At 68.4% G+C, this 24,908-nt stretch carries 11 protein-coding genes; 7 read left to right on the top strand and 4 right to left on the bottom strand.

From position 1 onward, the window contains the following. The first annotated feature begins 518 nt into the window (after nt 1-518). Together CFB50_RS34125 and CFB50_RS40470 are read left to right on the top strand one after the other, a co-directional pair. On the top strand, nt 519-13,250 hold the full coding sequence (locus CFB50_RS34125; protein ID WP_089448855.1) for an autotransporter-associated beta strand repeat-containing protein: 12,732 nt from the start codon (nt 519-521) through the stop codon (nt 13,248-13,250). Nucleotides 13,251-13,535: 285 nt separating this feature from the next. Then, on the top strand, nt 13,536-17,354 hold the full coding sequence (locus tag CFB50_RS40470; RefSeq protein WP_089449053.1) for a beta strand repeat-containing protein: 3,819 nt from the start codon (nt 13,536-13,538) through the stop codon (nt 17,352-17,354). A gap of 264 nt (nt 17,355-17,618) precedes the next feature. Here the strand turns inward: CFB50_RS40470 and CFB50_RS34115 are convergent, their stop codons facing one another. Continuing rightward, the gene (locus CFB50_RS34115) at nt 17,619-17,939 is read right to left on the bottom strand and encodes a hypothetical protein (protein ID WP_089448854.1); all 321 of its coding nucleotides are present in this window, start codon (nt 17,937-17,939) and stop codon (nt 17,619-17,621) included. A gap of 65 nt (nt 17,940-18,004) precedes the next feature. Further along, nucleotides 18,005-18,589 (bottom strand): hypothetical protein, encoded by a 585-nt coding sequence (locus tag CFB50_RS39245; protein ID WP_144020738.1) that lies wholly within the window; start codon nt 18,587-18,589, stop codon nt 18,005-18,007. Nucleotides 18,590-18,655: 66 nt separating this feature from the next. On the opposite strand from CFB50_RS39245, the gene CFB50_RS34110 reads away from it, so the two are divergent. Continuing rightward, the gene (locus CFB50_RS34110; RefSeq protein WP_089429852.1) at nt 18,656-19,822 is read left to right on the top strand and encodes a porin; all 1,167 of its coding nucleotides are present in this window, start codon (nt 18,656-18,658) and stop codon (nt 19,820-19,822) included. A gap of 263 nt (nt 19,823-20,085) precedes the next feature. Here CFB50_RS34110 and CFB50_RS34105 read toward each other — a convergent pair whose 3' ends face one another. After that, nucleotides 20,086-20,625, bottom strand: a complete 540-nt coding sequence (locus CFB50_RS34105) for a cytochrome b (protein WP_089448853.1) — start codon at nt 20,623-20,625, stop codon at nt 20,086-20,088. 237 nt (nt 20,626-20,862) lie between these two features. Next, nucleotides 20,863-21,783 (bottom strand): LysR family transcriptional regulator, encoded by a 921-nt coding sequence (locus CFB50_RS34100; RefSeq protein WP_089448852.1) that lies wholly within the window; start codon nt 21,781-21,783, stop codon nt 20,863-20,865. A 104-nt stretch (nt 21,784-21,887) separates the two neighbouring features. Here CFB50_RS34100 and CFB50_RS34095 point away from each other — a divergent pair, with 104 nt between their 5' ends. From CFB50_RS34095 to CFB50_RS34080, 4 genes are read left to right on the top strand one after another with little or no spacing between them, the layout of a single operon-like run. Continuing rightward, nucleotides 21,888-22,838: a ketopantoate reductase family protein gene (locus tag CFB50_RS34095; RefSeq protein ID WP_089448851.1), complete on the top strand. Its 951-nt coding sequence runs from the start codon at nt 21,888-21,890 to the stop codon at nt 22,836-22,838. Beyond that, the gene (locus tag CFB50_RS34090; protein WP_069249742.1) at nt 22,835-23,227 is read left to right on the top strand and encodes a VOC family protein; all 393 of its coding nucleotides are present in this window, start codon (nt 22,835-22,837) and stop codon (nt 23,225-23,227) included. Before CFB50_RS34095 ends, CFB50_RS34090 begins: the two co-directional genes overlap by 4 nt. Nucleotide 23,228: 1 nt before the next feature. Next, nucleotides 23,229-23,690, top strand: a complete 462-nt coding sequence (locus CFB50_RS34085; RefSeq protein ID WP_069249741.1) for a MaoC family dehydratase — start codon at nt 23,229-23,231, stop codon at nt 23,688-23,690. Continuing rightward, the gene (locus CFB50_RS34080; RefSeq protein ID WP_089448850.1) at nt 23,687-24,901 is read left to right on the top strand and encodes a CaiB/BaiF CoA transferase family protein; all 1,215 of its coding nucleotides are present in this window, start codon (nt 23,687-23,689) and stop codon (nt 24,899-24,901) included. The genes CFB50_RS34085 and CFB50_RS34080 overlap by 4 nt, the downstream gene beginning before the upstream one ends. Nucleotides 24,902-24,908 lie beyond the last annotated feature (7 nt).

The following is a 24,908-nucleotide window of genomic DNA, read 5'->3' as shown; positions in this document are numbered from 1 at the left end:
TTTTGACAAAAACTTGCAGGCCCCATGGAAAACGTTTGCGAGTCGAGCCTATATTTGACTCGCGATCAATGCGGGGGAGACGAATCGAACGATGGAGTCAGGCTAATCCATATATGAAACAACAGTTCCTGGATTGAATTCCGGGGGCGGATTCCGGCGTTTGTTTTCATGGCGCAAGGCTTGCCACGCGGGCACTTTGGGTGCGACCGCCGTTTGACCTGTATAGGGACGCGCGTAATCAGCGTGGGTTCTCCGGCGGCATCTTTGATGTGCATGAAGCAGCGGTTTCTAATAAGTGGAAGATTTACCGGGCAGGGGGATTAAAAGTAAAAAATGCTGATTAAATAATGCCAGTTGATTAATTCTCGCCAGTTGTCAATCCGGTCATCCGTTTTGGTTTGATGATGGGGCGGCGTTTATCCAGAAAAATCGAATAACAGATTCCGGTATTTCCTTTCTGTATTCCTGATTGCGGGAAGGATTCGGGACGTCGATTCTCTTTATGGGAAGGTGTGATTATGCGTATGCGCATGGGTTCGAATAAAAAGCGCGCGGATGCACGTCCGAAATTCCTCGTTCCGACCGGCATGCTGGTCGCGCTGGTCGGCGCTGGGGTCATTCCCGCCGAAGCACTGGCCGCCTGCACCGGAACACCTGCCGTCACCTGTACCGGCGCGACCGCCAGCTACGCGAACGGCACAAACGGCCTCACCGTCACGGTCGCCCCGGGCGCGACCGTTTCCGTGCTGCCGTTGTTCGGCGGGACGGCGATGTCGCTGACGGGCAGCGGCGTCACGCTGACCAACAACGGGACGATCGACCCATCCCTGGCCGGCCTGAGCGCCGTTTCGAACGGCACGGTCGTCGGCAATGTCCTGTCCCCGAGCACGGTCAACGTCACCAACACGAGCACCGGCGTGATGATGGGTTCGACCAGCGGGTTGCTGGGCAACGGGCCCGCATTGACCGTCTACAACGGCATTGGCGGGACGACGAACATCACGAATGCCGGCACGATCGGCACGACCGGCATCCTCGGCTTCACCGCGGGCCCGACCGCACAGGTGGTCACCGCGCAGGGCGGCGCCCAGGTCAATTTCACCAACGCGAGCGGCGGCGCGATCAATGGCTCCGTGGTGCTTGCGCCGAGCGGACTGGCCGGCACCGGTAATACGTTCACCAACGCGGGAACCATCACGGGCAACGTGTCGCTCGGCGCGGGCCTCGGCACGTCGAACACGTTCAATGCGTTGACGGGATCGTCGGTCGGACTCGGCGTCGATGCGGGCGTGGGCGGCAACAACACGCTCAACCTGCAATTGAACCCGGCCGCCGGCGGCGCGACGAACGGCGCCATCGCGGTCGATACGTTCGGCAATTTCAACAACCTCGCGGTGCAGGGCGGCACGTGGGACATCACCGGCGCATCGACCGCGGCGAACGCGTCGCTGACCGGCGGCACCGCGATCGTCCACGGCGCCGGTGCGCTGGGCACCGGCACGATCGTCGCCGGCGGCGGCACGCTCGAGGCCGGCGCGGCCGGCGTGAACCTGCTCAACAACGTGACGCTGAACGGCAGCCTGACGGTGGACGGCGCGAACGGGCTCGCGTTGTCGGGCACGATCGCCGGCGGCGGCGCGCTGAACGCGCAAGGCACCGGCACGCTGGCATTGAACGGCACCAATTCGTTCACGGGCGGAACGAATCTGACGGGCGGCGGCGGGCTGCTCGTCGGCACGAGCGGGGCGCTCGGCGGCGGCGCGCTGAACGTGACGGGTGCGGGCGGCTCGCTCGGCACGAGCGTCGGCGGCACGGTGCTCGGCAACGCGGTCAATATCGATACCGGCGTGACGCTGGGCCTGAACGGCTCGGCCAACCTCGGCCTGGGCGGCACGATCGCAGGCAATGGCGGGATTGCGCAAACCGGCGCGGGCACGACGACGGTGCTTGGCTTGAACACGTTCTCGGGCGGCACGGCGCTGAGCGGCGGCGGGCTGATCGCCGGCAACGGCGCGGCGCTCGGCACGGGGGCGCTGCATGTGACCGGTGCGGGCGGCTCGCTGGCGACGAACGTGGGCGGCACGCTGCTCGGCAATGCGGTGAACCTCGATGCAGGCGCCACGCTGGGCCTGAACGGCGCGGCGGGCCTGAGCCTCGGCGGCACGATCGCCGGTAACGGCGCCCTCGCGCAAAGCGGCACGGGCACGACGACGCTGCTCGGCGCGAACACGTTCTCGGGCGGCACGGCGCTGAGCGGCGGCGGGTTGATCGCCGGCAATGGCGCGGCGCTCGGCACGGGGGCGCTGAACGTGTCCGGCGCGGGCGGCACGCTCGCGACGAACGTCGGCGGCACCGTGCTGGGCAATGCGGTGAACCTTGGCGCAGGCGCGACGCTCGGCCTGAACGGCGCGGCCGACCTGGGCCTCGGCGGGGTGATCGGCGGGAGCGGCCAACTGGCGCAAACCGGCGCCGGCACGACGACGCTGCTCGGCGCGAACACGTTTACGGGCGGCACGACGCTGGGCGGCGGTGGGCTCATCGCCGGCAACGGCGCGGCACTGGGCACGGGCGCGCTGAACGTGGTCGGCGCGGGCGGTTCGCTTGCGACGAACGCGAGCGGCACCGTGCTCCGCAATGCGGTCAACCTCGGCGCGGGCGCGACGCTCGGGCTGAACGGCTCGGCCGATCTCGGCCTGGGCGGCACGATTGCCGGCGCGGGCGGCCTGGCGCTCGGCGGCACCGGCGCGACGACGCTGTCCGGCGCGAACACGTTCACCGGCGGCGCGAGCCTGACGGGGGGCGGCAGCCTGATCGTCGAAGGCAACACGGCGCTCGGCATCGGCGGCGCGTTGAACGTGAGTGGCCTCGGCGGCTCGCTGAGCGCGGACCTGGCCGCCGGCGCGGCACTCGCGAACACGATCAACCTGAACGGCGCGTCGCTGACGCTGAACGGCGCGCACGACCTCGGCCTGAACGGCGCGATCAACGGGTCCGGCGGACTCGTGCTGAGCGGCACCGGAACGACCACGCTGTCCGGTGCGAACACCTTCGGCGGCGGCACGACCCTGAGCGCCGGCACGCTGCTCGCCGGCAACAACGCGGCGCTCGGCACCGGTGCGCTGAATGTCACGGGCGCGGGCGGCGCGCTCGGCGCGAGCGTGAACGGCACGGCATTGGGCAACGCGGTGAACCTCGGCGCGGGCGCGACGCTGGCGCTGAGTGGTGCGAACGATCTCGGCTTGAGCGGCGTGATCTCCGGCAACGGCGGGATCGCGCAAACCGGCAGCGGAACGACGACGCTGCTCGGTGCCAATACGTTCTCCGGCGGCACGACGCTGAGCGGCGGCGGGCTCCTCGCCGGCAATGCCGGCGCGCTGGGGACGGGCGCGCTGAACGTGACGGGTGCGGGCGGCTCGCTCGGCACGACGGTCGGCGGCACGGTGCTCGGCAATGCAATCCAGCTCGGTGCGGGCGCCGCACTGACGGTGGGCGGCGCGAACGACCTCGGGCTGGGCGGGATCATCTCGGGCACCGGCGGCCTCAATGTCAGCGGCCCGGGCACGACGACGCTGACCGCGGCCGAGACGTTCACCGGTGGCACCACGATCGGCAGCGGCACGCTGGCAATCGGCGCGGGCGGCAGCCTTGACGCGTCGAGCCCGGTCAACCTGACCGGCGCGGGCGCGCACTTCAGCGTGGCCGGTGCGACCACGCCGCAGTCGATCGGCACGCTGTCGGGCGTCGCGGGTTCGGCGATCGATCTCGGGGCGAACCACCTGACGCTGGCCGGCAGCGGCAGCGGTGTCTTCGCCGGCAACATCGGCGGGGCGGGCGGGCTGACGCTGTCGGGAACCGGCTCGCAGGCACTGACGGGCAACAACACGTTCACGGGCGGCACGGCGCTGACAGGCGGCAGCCTGGTCGTCGGAAGCGCCACCGCGCTCGGCCTCGGCGCCCTCGACGTCAACGGCTCGGCGTCGCTCGGCGCGAGCGTGCCGGGCGTGACGCTCGGCAATGCTGTGAACCTCGGCACCGGCGTCACGCTGGGGCTGAACGGCGCGACCGACCTGGGCCTGGGCGGCACGATCGCGGGGAACGGCAGTCTTGCGCAAACCGGCACGGGCACGACGACGCTCACCGGCACGAACACGTTCTCGGGCGGCACGACGCTGAGCGCCGGCGGGCTCATCGCGGGCAACGGCGCGGCGCTGGGGACGGGTGCGCTGAACGTGACGGGCGCGGGCGGCACGCTGGCGACGAACGTCGCCGGCACCCTGCTCGGCAATGCAGTGGATCTCGGCGCGGGCGCGACGCTCGGCCTGAACGGCTCGGCCGACCTGAGCCTGGGCGGCGTGATCTCCGGCAACGGCGGGATCGCGCAAACCGGCAGCGGAACGACGACGCTGCTCGGTGCCAATACGTTCTCGGGCGGCACGACGCTGAGCGGCGGCGGGCTGATCGCCGGCAACGGCGCGGCACTCGGCACGGGGGCGCTGAACGTCGCGGGCGTGGGCGGCACGCTCGGCACGAGCGTCGGCGGCACCGTGCTCGGCAATGCAGTGAATCTCGGCACGGGCGCGACGCTGACCGTTGGCGGTCCGAACAATCTTGGGCTGGGCGGCGCGATCTCCGGCGGCGGCAACCTGTCGGTGAACGGCCCGGCGACCACGACGCTCACGGGGCTCGGCTCGTACACCGGCAGTACGACGATCGGCAATGGCAGCACGCTCGCGGTGGGCGCGGGCGGCAGTCTGTCGGCGGCCAGTCTGTTCGACCTGGCCGGCGCGGGCGCGACGCTCGACCTGAGCGCGGCCACGTCGCCGCAGGCGACGGGTGGCCTGGCAGGGGCAGCGGGCTCGGCGGTGAACCTCGGCGGCAACACGTTGACGCTGGGCGGCGCGGGCAACAACACCTTCGGCGGCACGATCGGCGGCACGGGCGGGCTGGCGCTGTCCGGCACCGGCACCGAGACGCTGACGGGCGCCAACACGTATACCGGCGCGACGACGATCAACAGCGGCACGCTGGCGATCGGCGCGGGCGGCAGCCTGTCGGCAGGTGGCGCGGTGAATCTGGCCGGCGCGGGCGCGACGTTCGACGTGAGCGGCGCGACGTTGCCGCAGGTGACGGGCGCGCTGTCGGGCGTGGCCGGTTCGACGGTGAACCTGGGCGGCAACGGGCTGACGCTCGGCGGCTCGGGCAACGCGACGTTCGGCGGCACGATCGCCGGCGCCGGCGGCAGCCTGACGCTGGGCGGTACGGGCGCGGAGACGCTGACAGGCAACAACACCTATTCAGGCGGTACGAACCTGACCGGCGGCGGCACGCTGATCGCGGGCAGCAACACGGCGCTCGGCACCGGTGCGCTGAACCTCGCCGGTGCGGGCGGCTCGCTGGCGGCGAATGTCGCCGGCACCGTGCTCGGCAATGCGGTGAATCTCGGTGCAGGCGCGACGCTGGGCCTGAACGGCGCGGCCGACCTGAGCCTCGGCGGGGTCATCTCGGGCGGCGGCAGCCTCGCGCAGACCGGCAGCGGGACGACGACGCTCACGGGCGCCAACACCTATACGGGCGGCACGACGCTGAGCGGTGGCGGTTTGTCCGTTGGCAGCAGCACGGCGCTCGGCACGGGCACGGTCCACGTGACCGGCACCGGCGGCGCGCTCAACGCGAGCACGGCCAACATCCTGCTCGCCAACGGGTTCGACCTGGGCGGAGGTTCGACACTGAACCTCGGCGGCCTCAACGACTTCGGCCTGAACGGCATCATTTCCGGCGCGGGCGGCGTGGTGCAGTCGGGCACGGGCACGACCACGCTCGGCGGCTCGAACACCTACAGCGGCGGCACGACGCTGAACAGCGGCGGGCTGAGCGTGGGCAGCAATACGGCGCTCGGCACCGGCGCGCTGAACGTGAACGGCAACGGCACGCTGAACGCCAGCGTGAGCGGCACGACGCTCGGCAATGCGGTAAATCTCGGCGCGGGCGCGACGCTCGGGCTGAACGGCGCGAACGATCTCGGCCTGAGCGGCACAATTGCCGGCAACGGCAGCCTCGCGCAAACCGGCTCGGGCACGACGACGCTCACCGGCACGAACACGTACGGCGGCGGCACCACGTTGAGTGGCGGCGGGCTCATTGCCGGCAACGGCAGCGCACTGGGTACCGGCGCGCTGAACGTCACGGGCGCGGGCGGTACGCTCGGCACGAGCGTCGGCGGCACGACGCTGGGCAACACGGTGAATCTCGGCGCGGGTTCGACGCTGACGGTTGGCGGTGCCAACGATCTTGGCCTTGGCGGCGCGATTTCCGGCAGCGGCGGCCTGTCGGTGAGCGGCCCGTCGACGACGACGCTGACGGGTTCGAACACGTACACGGGCAACACGACGATCGGCGGCGGCAGCACGCTGGCAGTGGGCGCGGGCGGCAGCCTGTCCGCGGGCAGCGCGCTCAACCTCTCCGGCTCGGGCGCGACGCTGGACCTGAGCGCGGCGACTTCGCCGCAGACGAGCGGGATGCTGTCGGGCGTCTCCGGCACGAACGTCAATCTCGGCGGCAATACGTTGACGCTCGCCGGTTCCGGCAACGGCAACTATGCCGGCACGATCGGCGGTACCGGCGGGCTGACGATGTCCGGTTCGGGCACCGAAACGCTGACGGGCGGCAACACCTATACGGGTGCGACGACAATCAACAGCGGCACGCTGGCGATCGGTGCGGGCGGCAGCCTGTCGGCGAGCAGCCCGGTCAATCTGGCCGGTGCGGGCGCGACGTTCGACGTGAGCGGTGCCACGACGCCGCAGACGACGGGCACGCTGTCGGGCGTGGCCGGTTCGACGGTGAACCTCGGCGGCAACAACCTGACGCTGGGCGGCACGGGCAACGGCACCTACGGCGGCACGATCGCCGGTGCGGGCGGGAGCCTGACGCTATCGGGCAGCGGGTCCGAAACGCTGACGGGCAACAACACGTATTCGGGCGGCACGAACCTGACCGGCGGCGGCACGTTGCTCGCGGGCAGCAGCGCGGCGCTCGGCACGGGCGCATTGAACACGAGCGGCGCGGGCGGCACGCTCGGCACCAGCGTGGCCGGCACGACGATCACCAACGCGGTCAATCTCGGTTCGGGGTCGACGCTGACGGTTGGCGGTGCGAACAATCTGGGCCTCGGCGGTGCGATCTCGGGCAGCGGCAACCTCGCGGTGACTGGCCCGGCAACGACGACGCTCACCGGCGCGAGCTCGTACACGGGCAACACGACGATCGGCAACGGCAGCACGCTCGCGGTGGGCGCGGGCGGCAGCCTGTCGTCCGGCAGCGCGATCGATCTGGCCGGAACGGGCTCGACGCTCGACGTGAGCGCCGCGACGACGCCGCAGACGACGGGCACGCTGTCGGGCGTATCGGGCTCGACGGTGAACCTCGGCGGCAACACGCTGACGCTCGGAGGTTCGGGCAATGGCACCTTCGGCGGAACGGTCGGCGGCACGGGCGGCCTGACGCTGTCGGGTACCGGCACGGAAACGTTGACGGGCACCAACACGTACACGGGCGCGACGACGATCAACAGCGGCACGCTGGCGATCGGCGCGGGCGGCAGCCTGTCCGCGAGCAGCCCGGTCAACCTGACCGGTGCGGGCGCCACGTTCGACGTGAGCGGCGCGACGACACCGCAGACGACGGGCACGCTGTCGGGCGTCGCCGGTTCGACGGTGAACCTCGGCGGCAACAACCTGACGCTCGGCGGCACGGGCAACGGCACGTACGGTGGCACGATCGCCGGCGCGGGCGGCAGCCTCACGTTGTCGGGCACGGGCACCGAAACGCTGACCGGCAACAACACGTACACGGGCGGCACGACCCTGAGCGGCGGCGGCACGCTGATCGCGGGCAGCGGCTCGGCGCTCGGCACGGGTGCGTTGAACACGAGCGGCGCAGGCGGCACGCTGTCCGCGAGCACGCCCGGCACGACACTGGGCAACGCGGTGAACCTCGGCAGCGGTTCGACGCTGACGGTCGGCGGTGCGAACAACCTGGGCCTCGGCGGCGCGATCAGCGGTAGCGGCAACCTCGCGGTGAATGGTCCGTCGACGACGACGCTGTCGGGCGCGAACACCTACACCGGCAGCACGACGATCGGCGGTGGCAGCACGTTGGCGGTCGGCGCGGGCGGCAACCTGTCGTCGGGCAGCGCGATCGACCTGTCGGGTACCGGCGCGACGCTCGACCTGAGCGCGGCCACGTCGCCGCAGACGAGCGGCGCGCTGTCCGGCGGCACGGGCACGAACGTGAATCTCGGCGGCAATACGCTCACGCTGGGCGGATCGGGCAGCGGCACGTACGGCGGCGTGATCGGCGGGTCGGGCGGGTTGACGCTGTCGGGCACCGGCACCGAAACGCTGACGGGCACCAATACGTACACCGGCGCGACGACGATCAACAGCGGCACGCTCGCGATCAGCGGCAATGGCAGCCTGTCGTCGAGCAGCCCGGTCAGCCTGACGGCGTCCGGCGCGACGCTCGACCTGAGCGGCGCGTCGTCGCCGCAATCGACGGGCGCGATCTCGGGCGTGGCCGGCTCGACGGTGAACCTCGGGAACAACAACCTGACGCTCGGCGGCGCGGGCAGCGGCACCTACGCGGGCAACATCGCCGGCACGGGCGGCGTGACGATGAACGGCACCGGCACCGAAACGCTGACCGGCGCGAACGCCTATACGGGCGCCACCACGATCAACAGCGGCACGCTGGCGATCGGCGCGGGCGGAAGCCTGTCGGGGACGACGCCGGTGAGCCTGACGGGTGCGGGCGCAACCTTCGACCTGAGCGGCGCGACCACGCCTCAGACGACGGGCACGCTGTCGGGCGTCGCCGGTTCGACGGTGAACCTGGGCGGCAACAACCTGACGCTGGGCGGTTCGGGCAGCGGCACGTACGACGGCACGATCGCCGGTGCAGGCGGCAGCCTGACGCTGGGCGGGACGGGCACCGAGACGCTCAACGGGACGAACACGTACACGGGCGGCACGAGCCTGACGGGCGGCGGCACGCTGATCGCGGGTAATGGATCGGCACTCGGCACGGGCGCGCTGAACACGAGCGGCGCGGGCGGCACGCTCGGCACCAGCGTGGCCGGCACGACGCTCGGCAACGCGGTGAATCTCGGTGCGGGGTCGACGCTGACGGTTGGTGGTGCGAACAATCTGGGCCTTGGCGGCGCGATCTCGGGTAGCGGCAATCTCGCGGTGAGCGGCCCGTCGACGACGACGCTCACCGGCGCGAGCTCGTACACGGGCGGCACGACGATCGGCAACGGCAGCACGCTGGCGGTCGGCGCGGGCGGCAGCCTGTCGGGCGGCAGCGCGGTCGATCTGGCGGGTGCAGGCGCGACGCTCGATTTGAGCGCGGCCACGTCGCCGCAGTCGACGGGCGCGTTGGCGGGCGTAGCGGGTTCGACGGTGAACCTCGGCGGCAACGCGTTGACGCTCGGCGGTTCCGGTAGCGGCACGTACGGCGGCACGATCGCCGGCACGGGTGGCAGCCTGACGCTGGCGGGCACGGGCACCGAAACGCTGACCGGCGCGAATACGTACACGGGTGGCACGAACCTGACCGGCGGCGGCACGCTGCTCGCGGGCAATGGGTCGGCGCTCGGCACGGGGGCGCTGAACACGAGCGGCGCAGGCGGCACGCTCGGCACGAACACGGCCGGCACGACGCTGACCAACGCGATCAACCTGGGTTCGGGCTCAACGCTGACGGTCGGCGGTGCGAACAACCTGGGCCTCGGCGGCACGATCTCGGGCAGCGGCAATCTGGCGGTGAACGGTCCGTCGACGACGACCCTCAGCGGCACCGGCTCGTACACCGGCAACACGACGATCGGCAACGGCAGCACGCTGGCGGTGGGCGCGGGCGGCAGCCTGTCGTCGGGCAGCGCGGTCGATCTGTCCGGAACGGGTGCGACGCTCGATCTGAGCGCCGCCACGACGCCGCAGTCGACGGGCGCGTTGTCGGGCGTATCGGGTTCGACGGTGAACCTGGGCGGCAATACGCTGACGCTCGGCGGTTCGGGCAGCGGCACGTTCGGCGGCACGTTCGGCGGGACGGTCGGCGGCGCGGGCGGGTTGACGATGGCCGGCACGGGTACTGAAACGCTGACCGGCGCGAACACGTACACCGGCGCGACGACGATCAACAGCGGCACGCTGGCAATCGGCGCGGGCGGCAGCCTCTCCGGCAGCAGTCCGCTGAACCTGGCCGGTGCGGGCGCAACCTTCGACGTCAGCGGCGCGACGACGCCGCAAACGACGACCGGGCTGTCGGGCGTGGCCGGTTCGACGGTGAACCTCGGCGGCAACAACCTGACGCTCGGCGGTTCGGGCAGCGGCACGTACGGCGGCACGATCGCCGGCACGGGCGGCAGCCTGACGCTGGGCGGCACGGGCACCGAGACGCTGACCGGTTCGAACACGTATTCGGGCGGCACGAACCTGACCGGTGGCGGCACGCTGGTCGCGGGCAGCAACACGGCGCTCGGCACCGGCGCGCTGAACACCGGCGGCGCAGGCGGCACGCTGGCAGCCGGCACGCCGGGCACGACGCTGGCCAATGCGGTGAACCTCGGGACGGGTTCCACGCTGACTGTGAGCGGCCCGAACAGCCTCGGCCTGACCGGCGCGATTTCCGGCAACGGCAATCTGTCGGTCACCGGCCCGGCGACGACGACGCTGTCGGGTGCCAACACCTACACCGGCGGCACCAGCGTCACGGGCGGCGGCACGCTGGTCGCCGGCACGCCGACGGCACTCGGCAGCGGCACGCTGAGCGTCGTCGGCAACGGCGGCACGCTTGCCACCAGCGTGGCCGGCACGACGCTCGGCAACGCGGTGAACCTCGGCACGGGTTCGACGCTCACGGTCGGCGGCGCGAACAACCTCGGCCTGAGCGGCCCGATCTCCGGCGCCGGCAACCTGACGGTGAACGGCCCGTCGACCACGACGCTCACCGGCGCGAACACGTACGCCGGCAACACGACGATCGGCAGCGGCAGCACGCTCGCGGTCGGCGGCGCCGGCAGCCTGTCGGCCGGCAGTGCGGTGACGCTCGCCGGTACCGGCGCGACGCTCGATGTCGGCGGGGCGACGGCGCCGCAGACGGCCAGCGCGTTGTCGGGTGCGGCGGGTTCGACGGTGAACCTCGGCGGCAACACGCTGACCGTGACCGGCCCGACGGGCGGTTCGTTCGGCGGCACGATCGCGGGCACCGGCGGCTTCGCGGTGCAGGGCGGCGGCACGCAGACGCTGACCGGCGCCAACACGTACACGGGCAACACGACGATCGGCAGCGGCAGCACGCTGGCGCTCACCGGCGCAGGCAGCCTCGCGCCGACCAGCCCGATGATCCTCGCGGGCAGCGGCGCGACGCTGAACCTGGCGGGCTCGGCCGCGCCGCAGTCGATCGGCACGCTGTCGGGCACGACGGGCTCGAACGTGAACCTCGGCAATACGCCGCTGACGGTCAACACCGCAGGCACCAGCACCTTCGCCGGCACGCTGTCGGGCACCGGGCCGCTGACGCTGGCCGGCACGGGCGCGCAGCTGCTGAGCGGCACGAACACGCTGTCCGGGCCGACGACCGTGGCCGGCGGCACGCTCGCCGTCACCGGTTCGCTGGCCAACTCGCCGGTGACCGTCGGCAACGGTGCGACCGTCACCGGGACCGGCACGATCGGCGGCCTCGTCGTGTCGGGCGGCGGCACCGCTTCGGTGCTCCAGCTCGGGCAGCCGCTGAAGGTGGCGGGCAATGCGACGTTCCAGCCGGGCTCGACGCTGCAGGTCGGCGCGACGCCGCAACAAAGCGGCGGCCTCGACGTGACCGGCTCGGCCGCGCTCAACGGCGGGACGGTGCAGGTCGTCGCGGCGACCGGGCAATACCAGCCGGGCAAGCTGTACACGATCGTGAACGCCGGCGCGGGCGTGCAGGGGCAATTCAGCGCGGTGAACTCGACGTATGCGTTCCTCACGCCGACGCTCACGTACAACCCGGCGCAGGTGCTGATGTCGCTGGCACCGAACGGCACGCCGTTCGCGTCGGTTGCGACGACGCCCGACGGGCAAGCGGTGGCGGGCGCGGTCGGCACGCTCGGCGCCGGCAATCCGCTGTTCGATACCGTGCTGACGTCGGATGCCCCGACCGCGAACCGTGCGTTCGCGCAGCTTGCCGGCGATCTGCATCCGAGCACGAGAAGCGTGCTGCTGTCCGACAGCCGCTACGTGCGCGACGCGGTGCTCGATCGCGCGCGTCTCGGCTCGCAGCCCGGTGGCGCGTTGTGCGGCTGCGAGGCGCCGGTGTCGGCGGACGATCACGCGGCGTCGCTCGACCGGCGCCTGGCGTCGGAGAACGGCTGTACGCCGGCCAAGTCGTTCAAGCCGGCGGTGTGGGGCCGGCTGTACGGCTCGCATAGCCGATTCGACGGCGACGGCGTCGCGTCGGTCGACCGCAACCTGTACGGCTTCGTCGTCGGTACGGATGCGGAGGTCAGCAGCCACTGGCGCGTCGGTATCGCGGGCGGCGCATCGCGCACCCTGCTCAATGCCGACCAGAACCAGTCGGCGAAGGTGAACGGCGAGACGATCGCGTTGTACGCCAGCGGTCGATACGACGCGTGGAACGTGCGCGGCGGCCTGGCGCAGTCGTGGTACCGCGTGCACAGCGAGCGCAATCCGTCGTTCGGTGGCTTCGCCGACCACGACACCGCCAGCTACGACGCGAACGCGACGCAGGTGTTCACCGAGATCGGGTACTCGACGGCCATCCGCAACGTCGCACTCGAACCGTTCGTCGGACTCGCGTATGCGAGCCTGCATACCGACGGCTTCAAGGAGAACGGTGGCGCGGCTGCACTGCAGGGCGATTCCAGCACGACCGGCCTCGGCTTCTCGACGCTCGGCGTGCGGGCCTCGACCGATGTCGCGGTCACGACGAAGGGCAAGGTCACCGCGTTCGGGACCGTCGGCTGGCGGCATGCGTTCGGCAATACGCAGCCGGGTTCGACGCTGGCGTTCGCGAGCGGCGGTTCACCGTTCAGCGTGGTCGGCGTGCCGGTCGCGCGAGATGCCGCGGTGCTCGAGGTCGGTGTCGATGCGGCCGTCACGAAGAACCTGTCGCTGGGGTTGTCGTATAGCGGCCAGATCGGCGGAAGCTTCAGCGACCACGCGCTGTACGGCAATCTGCTGTGGAAGTTTTAAGGGGGCGGCCGCTCGCGATGTCGTTGTCGCGAGCGGCAGATGGTTGATCGATGGTTCGATGGTTGGCTGTTCGATTCGCATGACAGAAGTTTCGTAATGCGAATCAATTGGCATGAAACGTATGGCGCGATGTTTTACGTCCCGCCGCACCGGCCTGTCTAAACCCGTTTCAACACGTGTCGTATCGGGCGATCCGCAAACGATTCGCGCCACCTTCGTGGCGGCAGGATCCAGGCGTCGTCGTTCGAGCTGTTCCGCGGTTGTCCAACCGAAATGAGGGTCTTCATGAAAACGAAAATGAACGTGAAATTGACAGGTATCGCCTTGTCGGTCGCGGCTTTGTTCAGCGTGGCCGCCAGCGCGTCCGAGGCGGTGGTCGTGACGTCCGTGCCGGGAAGCCTGGGTAATGCCGATGGCGTGATCATCGGAGGCGGATCGCCGGCGCCCGGGGGGCTCGTCGGCACCGTGGCGGGATGGGGGAACGCGATCGTCTCGGTTGGCAGTCCGACGAATGCCGGCGGTATCGCGATCGGGACAGCAGGGTCGGGGGCGGGGAGTGTGGCCATCGGTCTCGGTAACGGATTGCTCGAGCCGGTCGCGGGCGTGGCCGGCTCCGTGACGGGGGCACTCGGCGGGATTGGTGGAGGCGGTGGCGCCACAGGCGGCATCGGGGGTGTGCTCGGTGGGGTCACCGGTGCGCTGGGAGGCGTGGGCGGCAGCGGTGGATCGGCTGGGGGTCTTGGCGGTGTGGTTGGCACGGTGACTGGCGCGTTGGGCGGTATTGGCGGGACCGGTGGTGCGACGGGTGGCCTGGGCGGTGTCGTTGGCACGGTAGCCAACGCGGCAACTGGTGCGGTTGGTACGGTAACCGGTGCGCTGGGTGGCGTGGGTGGCAGTGGCGATCCGACTGGTGGCCTCGGTGGCGTGGTTGGCACGGTGACGGGAGCCTTGGGCGGCATCGGCGGGACTGGTGGCGCAACGGGTGGTCTGGGCGGTGTCGTTGGCACAGTAGCCAATACCGCGACCGGTGCAATCGGTACCTTAACGGGAGCCTTGGGTGGCGTTGGCGGCAGTGGCGATCCGACCGGTGGCCTCGGTGGCGTGGTCGGTACGGTGACCGGCGCGTTGGGCGGCATCGGCGGGACTGGTGGCGCAACGGGTGGCCTGGGCGGTGTCCTTGGCACGGTAGCCAACACGGCAACTGGTGCGGTTGGTACGGTCACTGGCGCGCTGGGTGGCGTGGGCGGCAGTGGTGGTTCGACCGGTGGCCTCGGCGGTGTGGTCGGTACGGTGACTGGCGCGTTGGGCGGCATCGGCGGGGCTGGTGGCGCAACGGGCGGCCTGGGCGGTGTCGTTGGCGCGGTAGCCAATACGGCGACCGGTGCAGTCGGCGCGTTGACGGGTGCACTGGGTGGTGTTGGCGGCAGTGATCCGACCGGTGGTCTCGGCGGAGTGGTTGGTACGGTGACGGGAGCCTTGGGTGGCATCGGCGGGACTGGCGGCGCGACGGGTGGCCTGGGAGGCGTGGTTGGCACGGTAGCCAACGCGGCAACTGGTGCGGTTGGTACGGTCACTGGCGCGCTGGGAGGCGTGGGTGGCAGCGGCGGCTCGACCGGTGGCCTCGACGGTGTGGTCGGTACGGTGACCGGCGCGTTGGGCGGCATCGGCGGGACTGGTGGTGCGACGGGTGGCTTGGGCGGTGTCGTTGGCACGGTAGCCAATACGGCGACCGGTGCAATCGGTACCGTAACGGGAGCCTTGGGTGGCGTGGGCGGCAGTGGCGATCCGATCGGGGGCCTCGGTGGCGTGGTCGGTACGGTGACCGGCGCCTTGGGCGGCATCGGCGGGACCGGTGGTGCGACGGGTGGCCTGGGCGGCGTCGTCGGCACAGTAGCCAACGCGGCAACTGGTGCGGTTGGCACGGTCACTGGCGCGCTGGGTGGCGTGGGTGGCAGTGGTGGTTCGACTGGTGGCCTCGGCGGTGTGGTCGGCACGGTGACGGGCGCGTTGGGCGGCATCGGTGGGACTGGTGGCGCAACGGGTGGCCTGGGCGGCGTCGTTGGCACGGTAGCTAACACGGCAACCGGTGCAGTCGGCACGTTGACGGGCGCCTTGGGCGGCATCGGCGGGAGTGGCGGCGCGACGGGTGGTCTGGGTGGTGTCGTTGGCACAGTAGCCAACACGGCAACCGGCGCGATTGGTACCGTAACGGGAGCCTTGGGTGGCGTGGGTGGAAGCGGTGGTTCGACTGGTGGGCTTGGCGGTGTGGTCGGCACGGTGACCGGCGCGTTGGGTGGCATCGGCGGGACTGGTGGTGCAACCGGTGGCTTGGGCGGCGTCGTTGGCACCGTAGCCAACGCGGCAACCGGTGCGGTTGGTACGGTCACTGGCGCGCTGGGAGGTGTGGGTGGCAGCGGCGGCTCGACCGGTGGCCTCGGCGGTGTGGTCGGTACGGTGACTGGCGCGTTGGGCGGCATCGGCGGGACTGGTGGTGCGACGGGTGGCTTGGGCGGTGTCGTTGGCACGGTAGCCAACGCGGCAACTGGTGCGGTTGGCACGGTCACTGGCGCGCTGGGCGGTGTTGGCGGCAGCGGCGGCTCGACCGGTGGCCTCGGCGGTGTGGTCGGTACGGTGACCGGCGCGTTGGGCGGCATCGGCGGCAGCGGTGGTGCGACGGGTGGCCTGGGCGGCGTCGTTGGCACGGTAGCCAACACGGCAACCGGTGCAGTCGGCACGTTGACGGGTGCACTGGGTGGCATCGGCGGGGCTGGTGGCGCGACGGGCCTGGGCGGCATCGTTGGCACGGTAGCCAACACGGCAACCGGTGCAGTCGGCACGTTGACGGGTGCACTGGGTGGCATCGGCGGGACTGGTGGTGCAACGGGCGGCCTGGGCGGCGTCGTGGGCACGGTAGCCAACGCGGCAACCGGTGCAGTCGGCACGTTGACGGGTGCACTGGGTGGCATCGGCGGGACTGGTGGCGCGACGGATGGCCTGGGCGACGTCGTCGGCACGGTAGCCAACACGGCAACCGGTGCGGTTGGCACGGTCACTGGCGCGCTGGGTGGCGTGGGCGGCAGCGGTGGTTCGACTGGTGGCCTGGGCGGCGTCGTCGGCACGGTAGCCAACACGGCAACCGGTGCAGTCGGCACATTGACGGGTGCACTGGGTGGCATCGGCGGGGCTGGTGGCGCGACGGGTGGCCTGGGCGGCGTCGTCGGCACGGTAGCCAATACGGCAACCGGCGCAGTCGGCACGTTGACGGGTGCACTGGGTGGCATCGGCGGGACTGGTGGTGCAACGGGCGGCCTGGGCGGCGTCGTCGGCACGGTAGCCAACACGGCAACCGGTGCGGTCGGCACGTTGACCGGCGCATTGGGCGGCGTTGGCGGCAGCGGTGGTGCGATCGGCGGCCTGGGTGGTGTCGTGGGCACGGTGGCCAACACCGGCACGGGAGTCGTCAACGCCGTCACCGGTATCGCGGGCAATGGCGGCGCGCTGATTACGCCGATCACCAGCATCGTCGGCACCCTCGGCGGATCGCTGCCGATCGGTGCCGCCAACGGTGCAATCGGTGCGGCGTCCGGCGCGGTAACCGGAATCGCCGGCAGCGGCACGGCGGCGATCACGCCGATCGCATCGGCCGTCACGTCGCTGATCGGACCTGCAACGAGCGGCGTCGGCGGCATCATCGGTTCCGGAACCGGCGTCATCAACGGCGCAAGCGGTGCAGCCGGATCCCTCGCGACGGTGACGACCGGCCTCGCGGGCACGCTGGCGAACACCGTAACCGGTACGACCGGCGCGATCGCAGGCACGTTGCCGGCACTGAGTGTCGCACTCAACGGCGGCACGGCAGCCGGTGCAGTCGGAGGTGCGACCAATGCAGTCGGCACACTTGTCTCCGGCGGCGCGACGATCGTCAACACGGCGGTGCATTCTGTCGGTTCGGCAGTCGGCTCGGTGGCCGGCGTCGTCCCGGCACTGGCTGTCTCACTGAACGGCAATTCCGCGCAAGGGGGAGGTGCCGTGACAGGGGGCGGTCTGCTGGCACCGGTGACGGCGCTCGTCAGTTCGCTCACCGTTCCGGTGGTCAAGAAGTAGGCGACGTCGCTTCCGCGGCCGCCGCATTGATTGGGCGGCCGCTACGTTTCATGTTCGACACGATCGACGGTCGCGGGATGGCGGTCTCATCACTTGCGACGCGCCATCTCCATCCCCCCGTTTTGAGCAACCTGTCGAGGGCGTCATCCGCGATGCAATTGACGGGACGTGGGTTCATCCTGGAATGGCGCATGAACCCTGACCCTTGCATGTGGCGATCCAGGCAATGACATTGCGTCGACGTTGAATATCGGACGTTCCGGATTAGATCGGGGGGCGCGCCAACGTCACGTATTCCTCGTTGCATTGGGTAATCCTGTCCCGAATCCGAATCACCGCAATGCATTCAGTGAGAAATTCGCTCAAGTCTCCGATACGAACCGTTTCGCCGAGGCCGCTTCGAGCGTTGCGTCCGCGCCAGCGTCCGGCGTAGAAGAGGCGTATCCCCGCGATGCCAACCTGAATGGCGATGTCCTGCGGCCATTTCATGAGCGACGCGACATCAGGGTGGAGATCGTCTGCGACTCTCGCCCGGGCGTATCCGTTCCGCACCAGGTCTTTGTCCGACCGCACGGCCTTTTCCAACACTTCGTCCTGGTGCCAATTCCTATCAGGGAAATCCCGATAGTCCGCACGGGTATCAAACGCGATTAACTTATATCAAACAAATTTTGACGACGATTTATGTTCCTGATATGGTTTTTCGCACCTGCAAAGCGCGTCCCGGTTGCGTTGGCGCTCGGCGAAAAGTTCGCGTGCTTCGCCAGCGGCTGAACCGGACGCTCGATCAGCCTGCGACGGCGGTCGGCATTTCCATACCGCTTGTTGTCGCGGGTGGAGCGTGGCCCGGTTTCGTCATCGCCGACCTCGCTCGTGGGGATGGCGCGAGTGTGGAACGTGACGATGCAGTGCTTCTTCGAATTGCCATCGAAGAAACATTCGGTTCCGCGCGGTGATCCGCTCGAGTTTTTCGGCTTCGCGGATTCGGCCCATCCGTTCGTCCGGATGGCGAATTCGATAGCAGCTGGAGCGATAACGGAAGCAAGGAAGCGGCTTTCGTCCAGGCGGGCGTCGCGGCGGTTCCAATCGAGGGAATGCCGGATAGGTCGAGATGCGAGGCGCCTTCCGGCATGAAATTTTGAGGATGACGAAATGATCGAGACAAATATGCCGATCTGGCGAATATGAGGCCGGCTGTTGCAACCTGAGACGACGCACAGGCCGTGCACCGTCATCTGCGTTCGAATACAACAAAACCCGTTTCAAACAATCCCGCAACCACTCCTGACAGTGAAATACAGATGAAAAACAAGAAAATCAAGGTCAGCGTTATCGCTGTTGCCGCCTTCGCAGCATCGTCGGCGGCAATGGCACAGTCGTCGATCACCCTGTATGGCATGCTCGATGCAGGTATCGGCTACACCTCGAACATCAATGGCCACAAGCGGTTCGGCCTCGATGGTGGTGCCGCAGGTTCGAACAAGTGGGGCCTCAGGGGGACGGAAGATCTCGGTGGCGGCCTCAAGGCGATCTTCAAGATCGAAAACGGCTTCAACATTGGTACGGGCGGCATAGGCGGCCAGGGGCCGATCGGTTCCACGCGTTCGTTGTTCAACCGCCAGGCATACGTATCCCTCGCTTCCGATCAGTACGGTACCGTGCGTCTGGGGCGCCAGCTCGACGCCGTGACGGAAATGGTTCAGGTCCTGACGGGCGACGCCATTTCGGCGTCGACATTCTCGACTCCGGGCGACGTGGACAACAACGACAACACGACGAACCAGAACAGCGCCGTGAAGTACATTTCGCCGCTCATCCATGGCTTCCAGGCTGAAGGCGCGTACTCATTCGGCGGCGTGGCCGGTTCGATGGGGTCGGGCCAATCGTGGTCGGTGGCAGCGAACTATGCTCAGGGCGGTCTGACGGTCGCCGGCGGCTATTTCCACGCGGCGAACCAGGGTGAGAACGGGTGGATGAACGCAACGGCGCAACCGAGTTTCGGTGGTGCGCTGGGCTATCCGAGTTCGGGTTACAACGGCGGCAATGCCTTCAAGAGCGCAGGCATCGCGCAAGTCGCAACGCAATATCAGATCGGTCCGTACACGGCTGGCTTGCGCTACTCGAACGCGCAGTACCAGGGCAACGCCGGCCAGCCGTCAATCCACTTCAACGTGCTGGGCGCCCTCCTGCAGTACCAGGTCACTCCGGCGCTGTCGCTGGCGACCGGGTACACGTATGTCTACGGCTCCGCGGCCACGCCCGCGCTGGCTGCCGAAGGCCGCACGATGGCGTCGATCAACCAGGTGTCGCTGGGTGCGACGTACTCGCTGTCGAAGAGCACCGCGCTGTACGCGATGGGCGGGTACGTTCATGCTAAGGGCGCTCAGGCTTCCGTTGCCGACTTTGGCAACACCGCATCGGGCGGCAACCAGGTTCAAGTCAACATCGGTATGTACCACGGCTTCTGATCGCCGGCGTGGAAGTCCGGAGTAGTGGCTGCACTACTCCGGCAAAGCAGCATTCTTCTGGTAGCGCACCACCTCGAGCGGGTGTCGTGAGCTGAAAATTCCCCTCATCGATCGTTCGTTCTGCAGACAGTAACGAAGTTGCTGCATGGCGAGATGATCAACCCGCATCCGCATCCGCACTGCGTACAGCGCCGAATGCCCGCTGCCGGGGTTTCCGATGTTCGGGCGGCCGCTTCTGGCGAACGTCAACCGCCAGGTCGCGCTCAGATCCCCATCCGCTCCGCGACACCGTCCCGATCGACGAACTTGTGTTTCAGTCCGGCCGCGACGTGCATGACCAGCAGCAAGCCGAGCGTCAGCACCAGCGCGCGATGCAGCGAGTCGGTCAGGAGTCGCAGCGGTTCGTCGCGGCCGACCAGCACCGGCAATTCCGTGATTCCGAAGAAACTGACCGGATGGGCGCCAGCAAGGCGATGCACGTAGCCGGTCAGCGGCACGAGACACAGCAGCAGGTACAGCACGCCGTGCAGTGCACCGGCGATCCGCGCCTGCCACGCCGGAACACTGGTCGGCAGCGGCGGCGGGGTATGCGTCGCACGCCAGGCGAGGCGTGGCACGGTCAGCATGAAAATCAGGCTGCCGATCGACGCGTGATAGAACAGGATGCCGTTGAACTGAGTCGAGTTGTGCGGAAAGGTATCCATGTAGATCCCGATCATCAGGTTCGACAGGATCAGGATGGCGATCGACCAGTGCATGGCGATCGCGAAGCGTGTGTAGGCGACGTGGTTGGGGTGTGACATTGCGGTCTCTCCGTTTCGGTTGGGCGTCGTGCACCGGCTCGTTCAGCGTGGTGAGCGGCCTGACGCCCCGATATACCGGAGCCGGCATGGTTTTATTCCCGCGGGATTCGCGAAGTGTGAGGTGCGGCTTGTTCCGGCGCGGCCCGGCGGTGACCGACCTGAGCGGACGATGAGCGACCGGGTGCCATTGTCCGCTCGCGACGGATCAGCGGACATCGATGCCGAAACGGTAAATCGTCAGCCTGTAACGTTCGCGCTGGAAATGCCGAACAGCCGGGCGACGACCGAACGCAGCCAGCGATTGCCTGCCTCCTGATGGTAGCGCGCATGCCAGTGTTGCCGAACGGCGAAACCCTCGACGGGAATGGGGCAGGGATGTACCGAAAGGTCGTTGGCCTGAGCAAGCGTCTCGCCGATATGGCGCGGCAAGGTCGTGATCAGGTCGGTGGTCTGTACGATTGCGCCGAGCCCCAGAAAACCGGGCAATTCAAGCACCACCTGCCGTTCAATGCGCTCGCGCACGAGCGCCTGCTCAAGCAGCGTCGTGCCCGTCCCCCCCGTGATCGCCACATGGCCTTCGGTGCGATATGCCTTGACGCCGAGCCGCTTGTGAATACGCGGATGATGGCGATTCGCCAGGCACACCCAATCCTGCTCGTATAGCTGTTGCTGATAGATCCCGCCGCTCAGCCACGGCACGTATCCGATCGCAAGATCGGCCTCGCCTGATTCGAGCGCCCGTTCCGTATTGCCGTCGATCCGCGCAGCGTCCAGGCGCACGCCAGGCGCTTGCGCGCGCACGTAGGCGAGCAGGCGCGGCAGCAGCGTCACGTGACTCGCATCGGTCATGCAGATGCGAAATCGTCTTTGCGCGGTCGCCGGATCGAAGGCGATTTCCCAGGCCGAGAAGCGCCGCAACGATTCGAGAATCTCCCGACACGGGCCGATCAGCGCATCGGCTTGCGGTGTGGGCGCCATGCCGCCGGGCGTCCGGATAAAGAGCGGATCGTGCAAATGCTCGCGCAATCGCGCGAGCCAGATGCTGATGGTCGGCTGGCTCTGGCCGAGTTGTTCGGCCACGCGCGTGACGCTGCGCGTGTCGTAGAGCAGGTCGAACAATTGCAGCAGCTTGAGGTCGGGCAGATCGGTCGGAATCATCGCAGGTCAACGATATTGCGTGAGGCAATGACGCCATTGTATCCATTGTATTGCGACATGAGGCGGCGGCTCCTATCGTGACGTCATACGTTAAGGAGACGCTCTTGAAAATTGCCATTCTGGGTGCCGGCGCGCTGGGCTGCGCGATTGGCGCGACGCTCACCGAAGGCGGCCACGAGACCTGGCTGATCGACCGCTCGCCCGATCATGTCAATGCGATGCGCGCCCACGGCCTGCGCGTCGATGATGCAAGCGGCACTCGCCAGGTGCAAGTCCGCGCAACCACCCGGCCGGACGAAGCAGGGGTGGCCGAGGTCGTGATCGTGCTCGTCAAATCGTTCCATACCGATGCGGCGATTCGCGGCGCGCTAGCGCTGGTGGGACCTGAAACACGGGTACTGTCACTGCAAAACGGCCTCGGCCACGAAGACATTCTTGCCGACGTGGTGGGCCGCGAACGCGTGCTCGCGGGCAAGACCTATGTGGGTGGCGTACTGCGCGGCATGGGGCATATCGAGTCGGGCGTCGTGGGCAAGCACACCATCGTCGGCGAGCTGGACGGACGCGTGACGGATCGCGTTCGACGTATTGCCGAGGCATTCAGCCACGCGGGCCTCGACACGCAGGTCAGCGACAACATCGTCGGCACCATGTGGGACAAGCTGCTCGTGAATGTCGCGACGGGCGCGCTGACCGGCATCACGTCGCTGACTTACGGCCAGCTTTATGACGAGCCGCTGCTCAAGGCCACTTCGCTGGCGGCCGTCGCGGAAGCGATCGCGGCCGCGAAGGCGGCAGGCGTCACACTGTCGATGAACGATCCGGAGCAGGCGTGGTCGCTTGCCGCCGAGGGTTTGCCCGCTGCGTTCAAGACGTCGATGCTGCAAAGCCTCGAACGAGGTTCCATGACCGAAATCGACTTCATCAACGGCTCGGTCGTGCGGTGGGGCGCACGCCATGGTGTGCCGACGCCCGTCAACGCCACGCTCGTTGCATGCATCAAGGGCATCGAGCGTGCGATGGCCGATCGCCAGAAAGCGGAGGCGCAAGCGTGAGCAAATCGAAAGCCTATCTCGAACACGTCGCCGTCTTCGTGCGCGACATCCACTGGCACATCCGTTTTTTCGAGGAGGTGTTCGGCATGACGATGCGCGAGGTCGACGGCACGACCGAAGCGCCGCGCCAGTACTGGACGCTCGGCGGCATGCAGTTCATCCACCAGCCGGATTTTTCGGGTCCCGAAGGAAGGCTTGGCCATCTCGGCATCATGTGCGAGGACGTCGAAGCCTCGCTCGCCGCCGCCCGCCGCTATGACGTGCAGCCCATGCCGCAAGGTGCGAACTGGCTGCGTTTGCCCGATGGTCTTGCCATCGAATTCATTCAGGCGAAACCCGCGCGCTGCGTGGGGCAGGCGCTCGCCATCGATCCGCGCGCGGAGGCATGACATGACCATCGTCGAAAAATACTGGGACGACGCACGCGAAGGCGACGAATGCGTGAGCCCGAGCTACACCGTCACGAAGGAGCGCATTCTCGCGTACGCCGATCTCACCGGCGATCACACGCCTGTGCACGTCGATGAAGCGTATGCGAACGCGAGCCACTTCGGTTGTCTCGTTGCGCATGGATTGTTTGGTCTTTCGATTGCCGATGGCCTGAAGACCCGGAGCGATTATCGCTTTCTGCCGGGCATGTCGCTGGGCTGGAGCTGGGACTTCGTTCTGCCGATCAAGGTCGGTGACGTGCTGCATGTGAAGTTTCGCATCGGCGCAATGCGCCCGAGCAAGAGCCGTCCTGACTGGGGCATCGTGACGCTTCCGTCGGAACTCGTCAATCAGCACGGCGAAGTCGTGCAGCGAGGCGAGCATCGCCTGATGGTGCCGCGCCGCCCGGGAGCCGAACGATGAAACAGGCGCGTCCACTCGAAGGGATTCGTGTCGTCGACTACAGCCACTTTCTCGCGGGTCCGTACGTGGGGCGCTGCCTCGCGGCGCTGGGTGCGGAAGTGATCAAGGTCGAGCGACCCGGCAGCGGCGACGCGGGACGCCAGCATGCGACCGTGCTCGACGATCGCTCGAGCGGCTATTTTCTACAGCTCAATATGGGCAAGCGCGGCGTCAGCGTGAACATGAAGGACCCGCGCGGAAAGGCCTTCATGGAACGGCTCTGCGATTCGGCGGACGTATTCGTGGAGAATTATCGTCCCGGCGCGCTCGACAAACTCGGGCTGGGCTACGAAGCGCTTTCCGCGCGCAATCCGGGCCTGGTCTACTGCTCCATTTCTGCGTATGGCCACACGGGGCCGGACGCCCATCGCGCGGGTTTCGGACTGATCGCCGAGGCCAAGAGCGGCATCATGCAGATGGTCGGCACGCCGGGCGAGCGCCCACCGCTGCTGCGTATTTCGCTCGGGGATATGTACACGGGCATTCACGCGGTCGCCGCCATCAATGCGGCACTGCTCGGCCGCGTGAAAAGCGGGCGAGGGCAGCACATCGACATGGCGCTTTACGACACGCTCGTCTCGATGCACGAATATGCGGTCCAGTGCTACACGCTTGCAGATGTGCTGCCCGAACAGACCGGGCACGACATGCCCGGCTCGACGCTTTATGGTGTGTTTCGCGCGACCGATGGCGATCTGGTGATCGCCGCGCAGGTGGACGATGCCTGGAAGCGCTTCGCCTCGCTGATCGAGGCGACCGGCGGCCCCCGCGGCTTCGGCGCCGACGAGCGGTTTCACAATAGCGTGGGTCGCAATACTCATCGGCTGGACATTCTCGGCGTGGTCGAGCCGTGGGTCGCGGCGCGCACGGTGACGCAGATTCTCGATCTGCTCGACGGCATCGATGTGCCTTGCGCGAAGGTGCAACGTATCGACGAAGTGATTGCCGATCCGCAAATTCAGGCACGCGGCATGATCGTCGAACAGGAGCATCCGCGTTACGGCACGCTGCGCTTGCCGAATCTGCCGTTCCGGTTTTCCGAGTGCGACACCACGATCCGCGAGGTGGCTCCCGATCTGGGGCAGCACAATACCGAAGTCGCGCAATCGCTGGGTTTCACGCCTGCCGAGATCGATGCGATGCAAACCGATGGCGTGCTGTTCGACAAGTGAGGCGACG

It is taken from the genome of Burkholderia sp. AU33423, assembly GCF_002223135.1.
GTDB lineage: Bacteria > Pseudomonadota > Gammaproteobacteria > Burkholderiales > Burkholderiaceae > Burkholderia > Burkholderia lata_D.
Note: the sequence above shows the minus strand (reverse complement) of the source record. Positions and strands in the feature narration are given on the sequence as shown.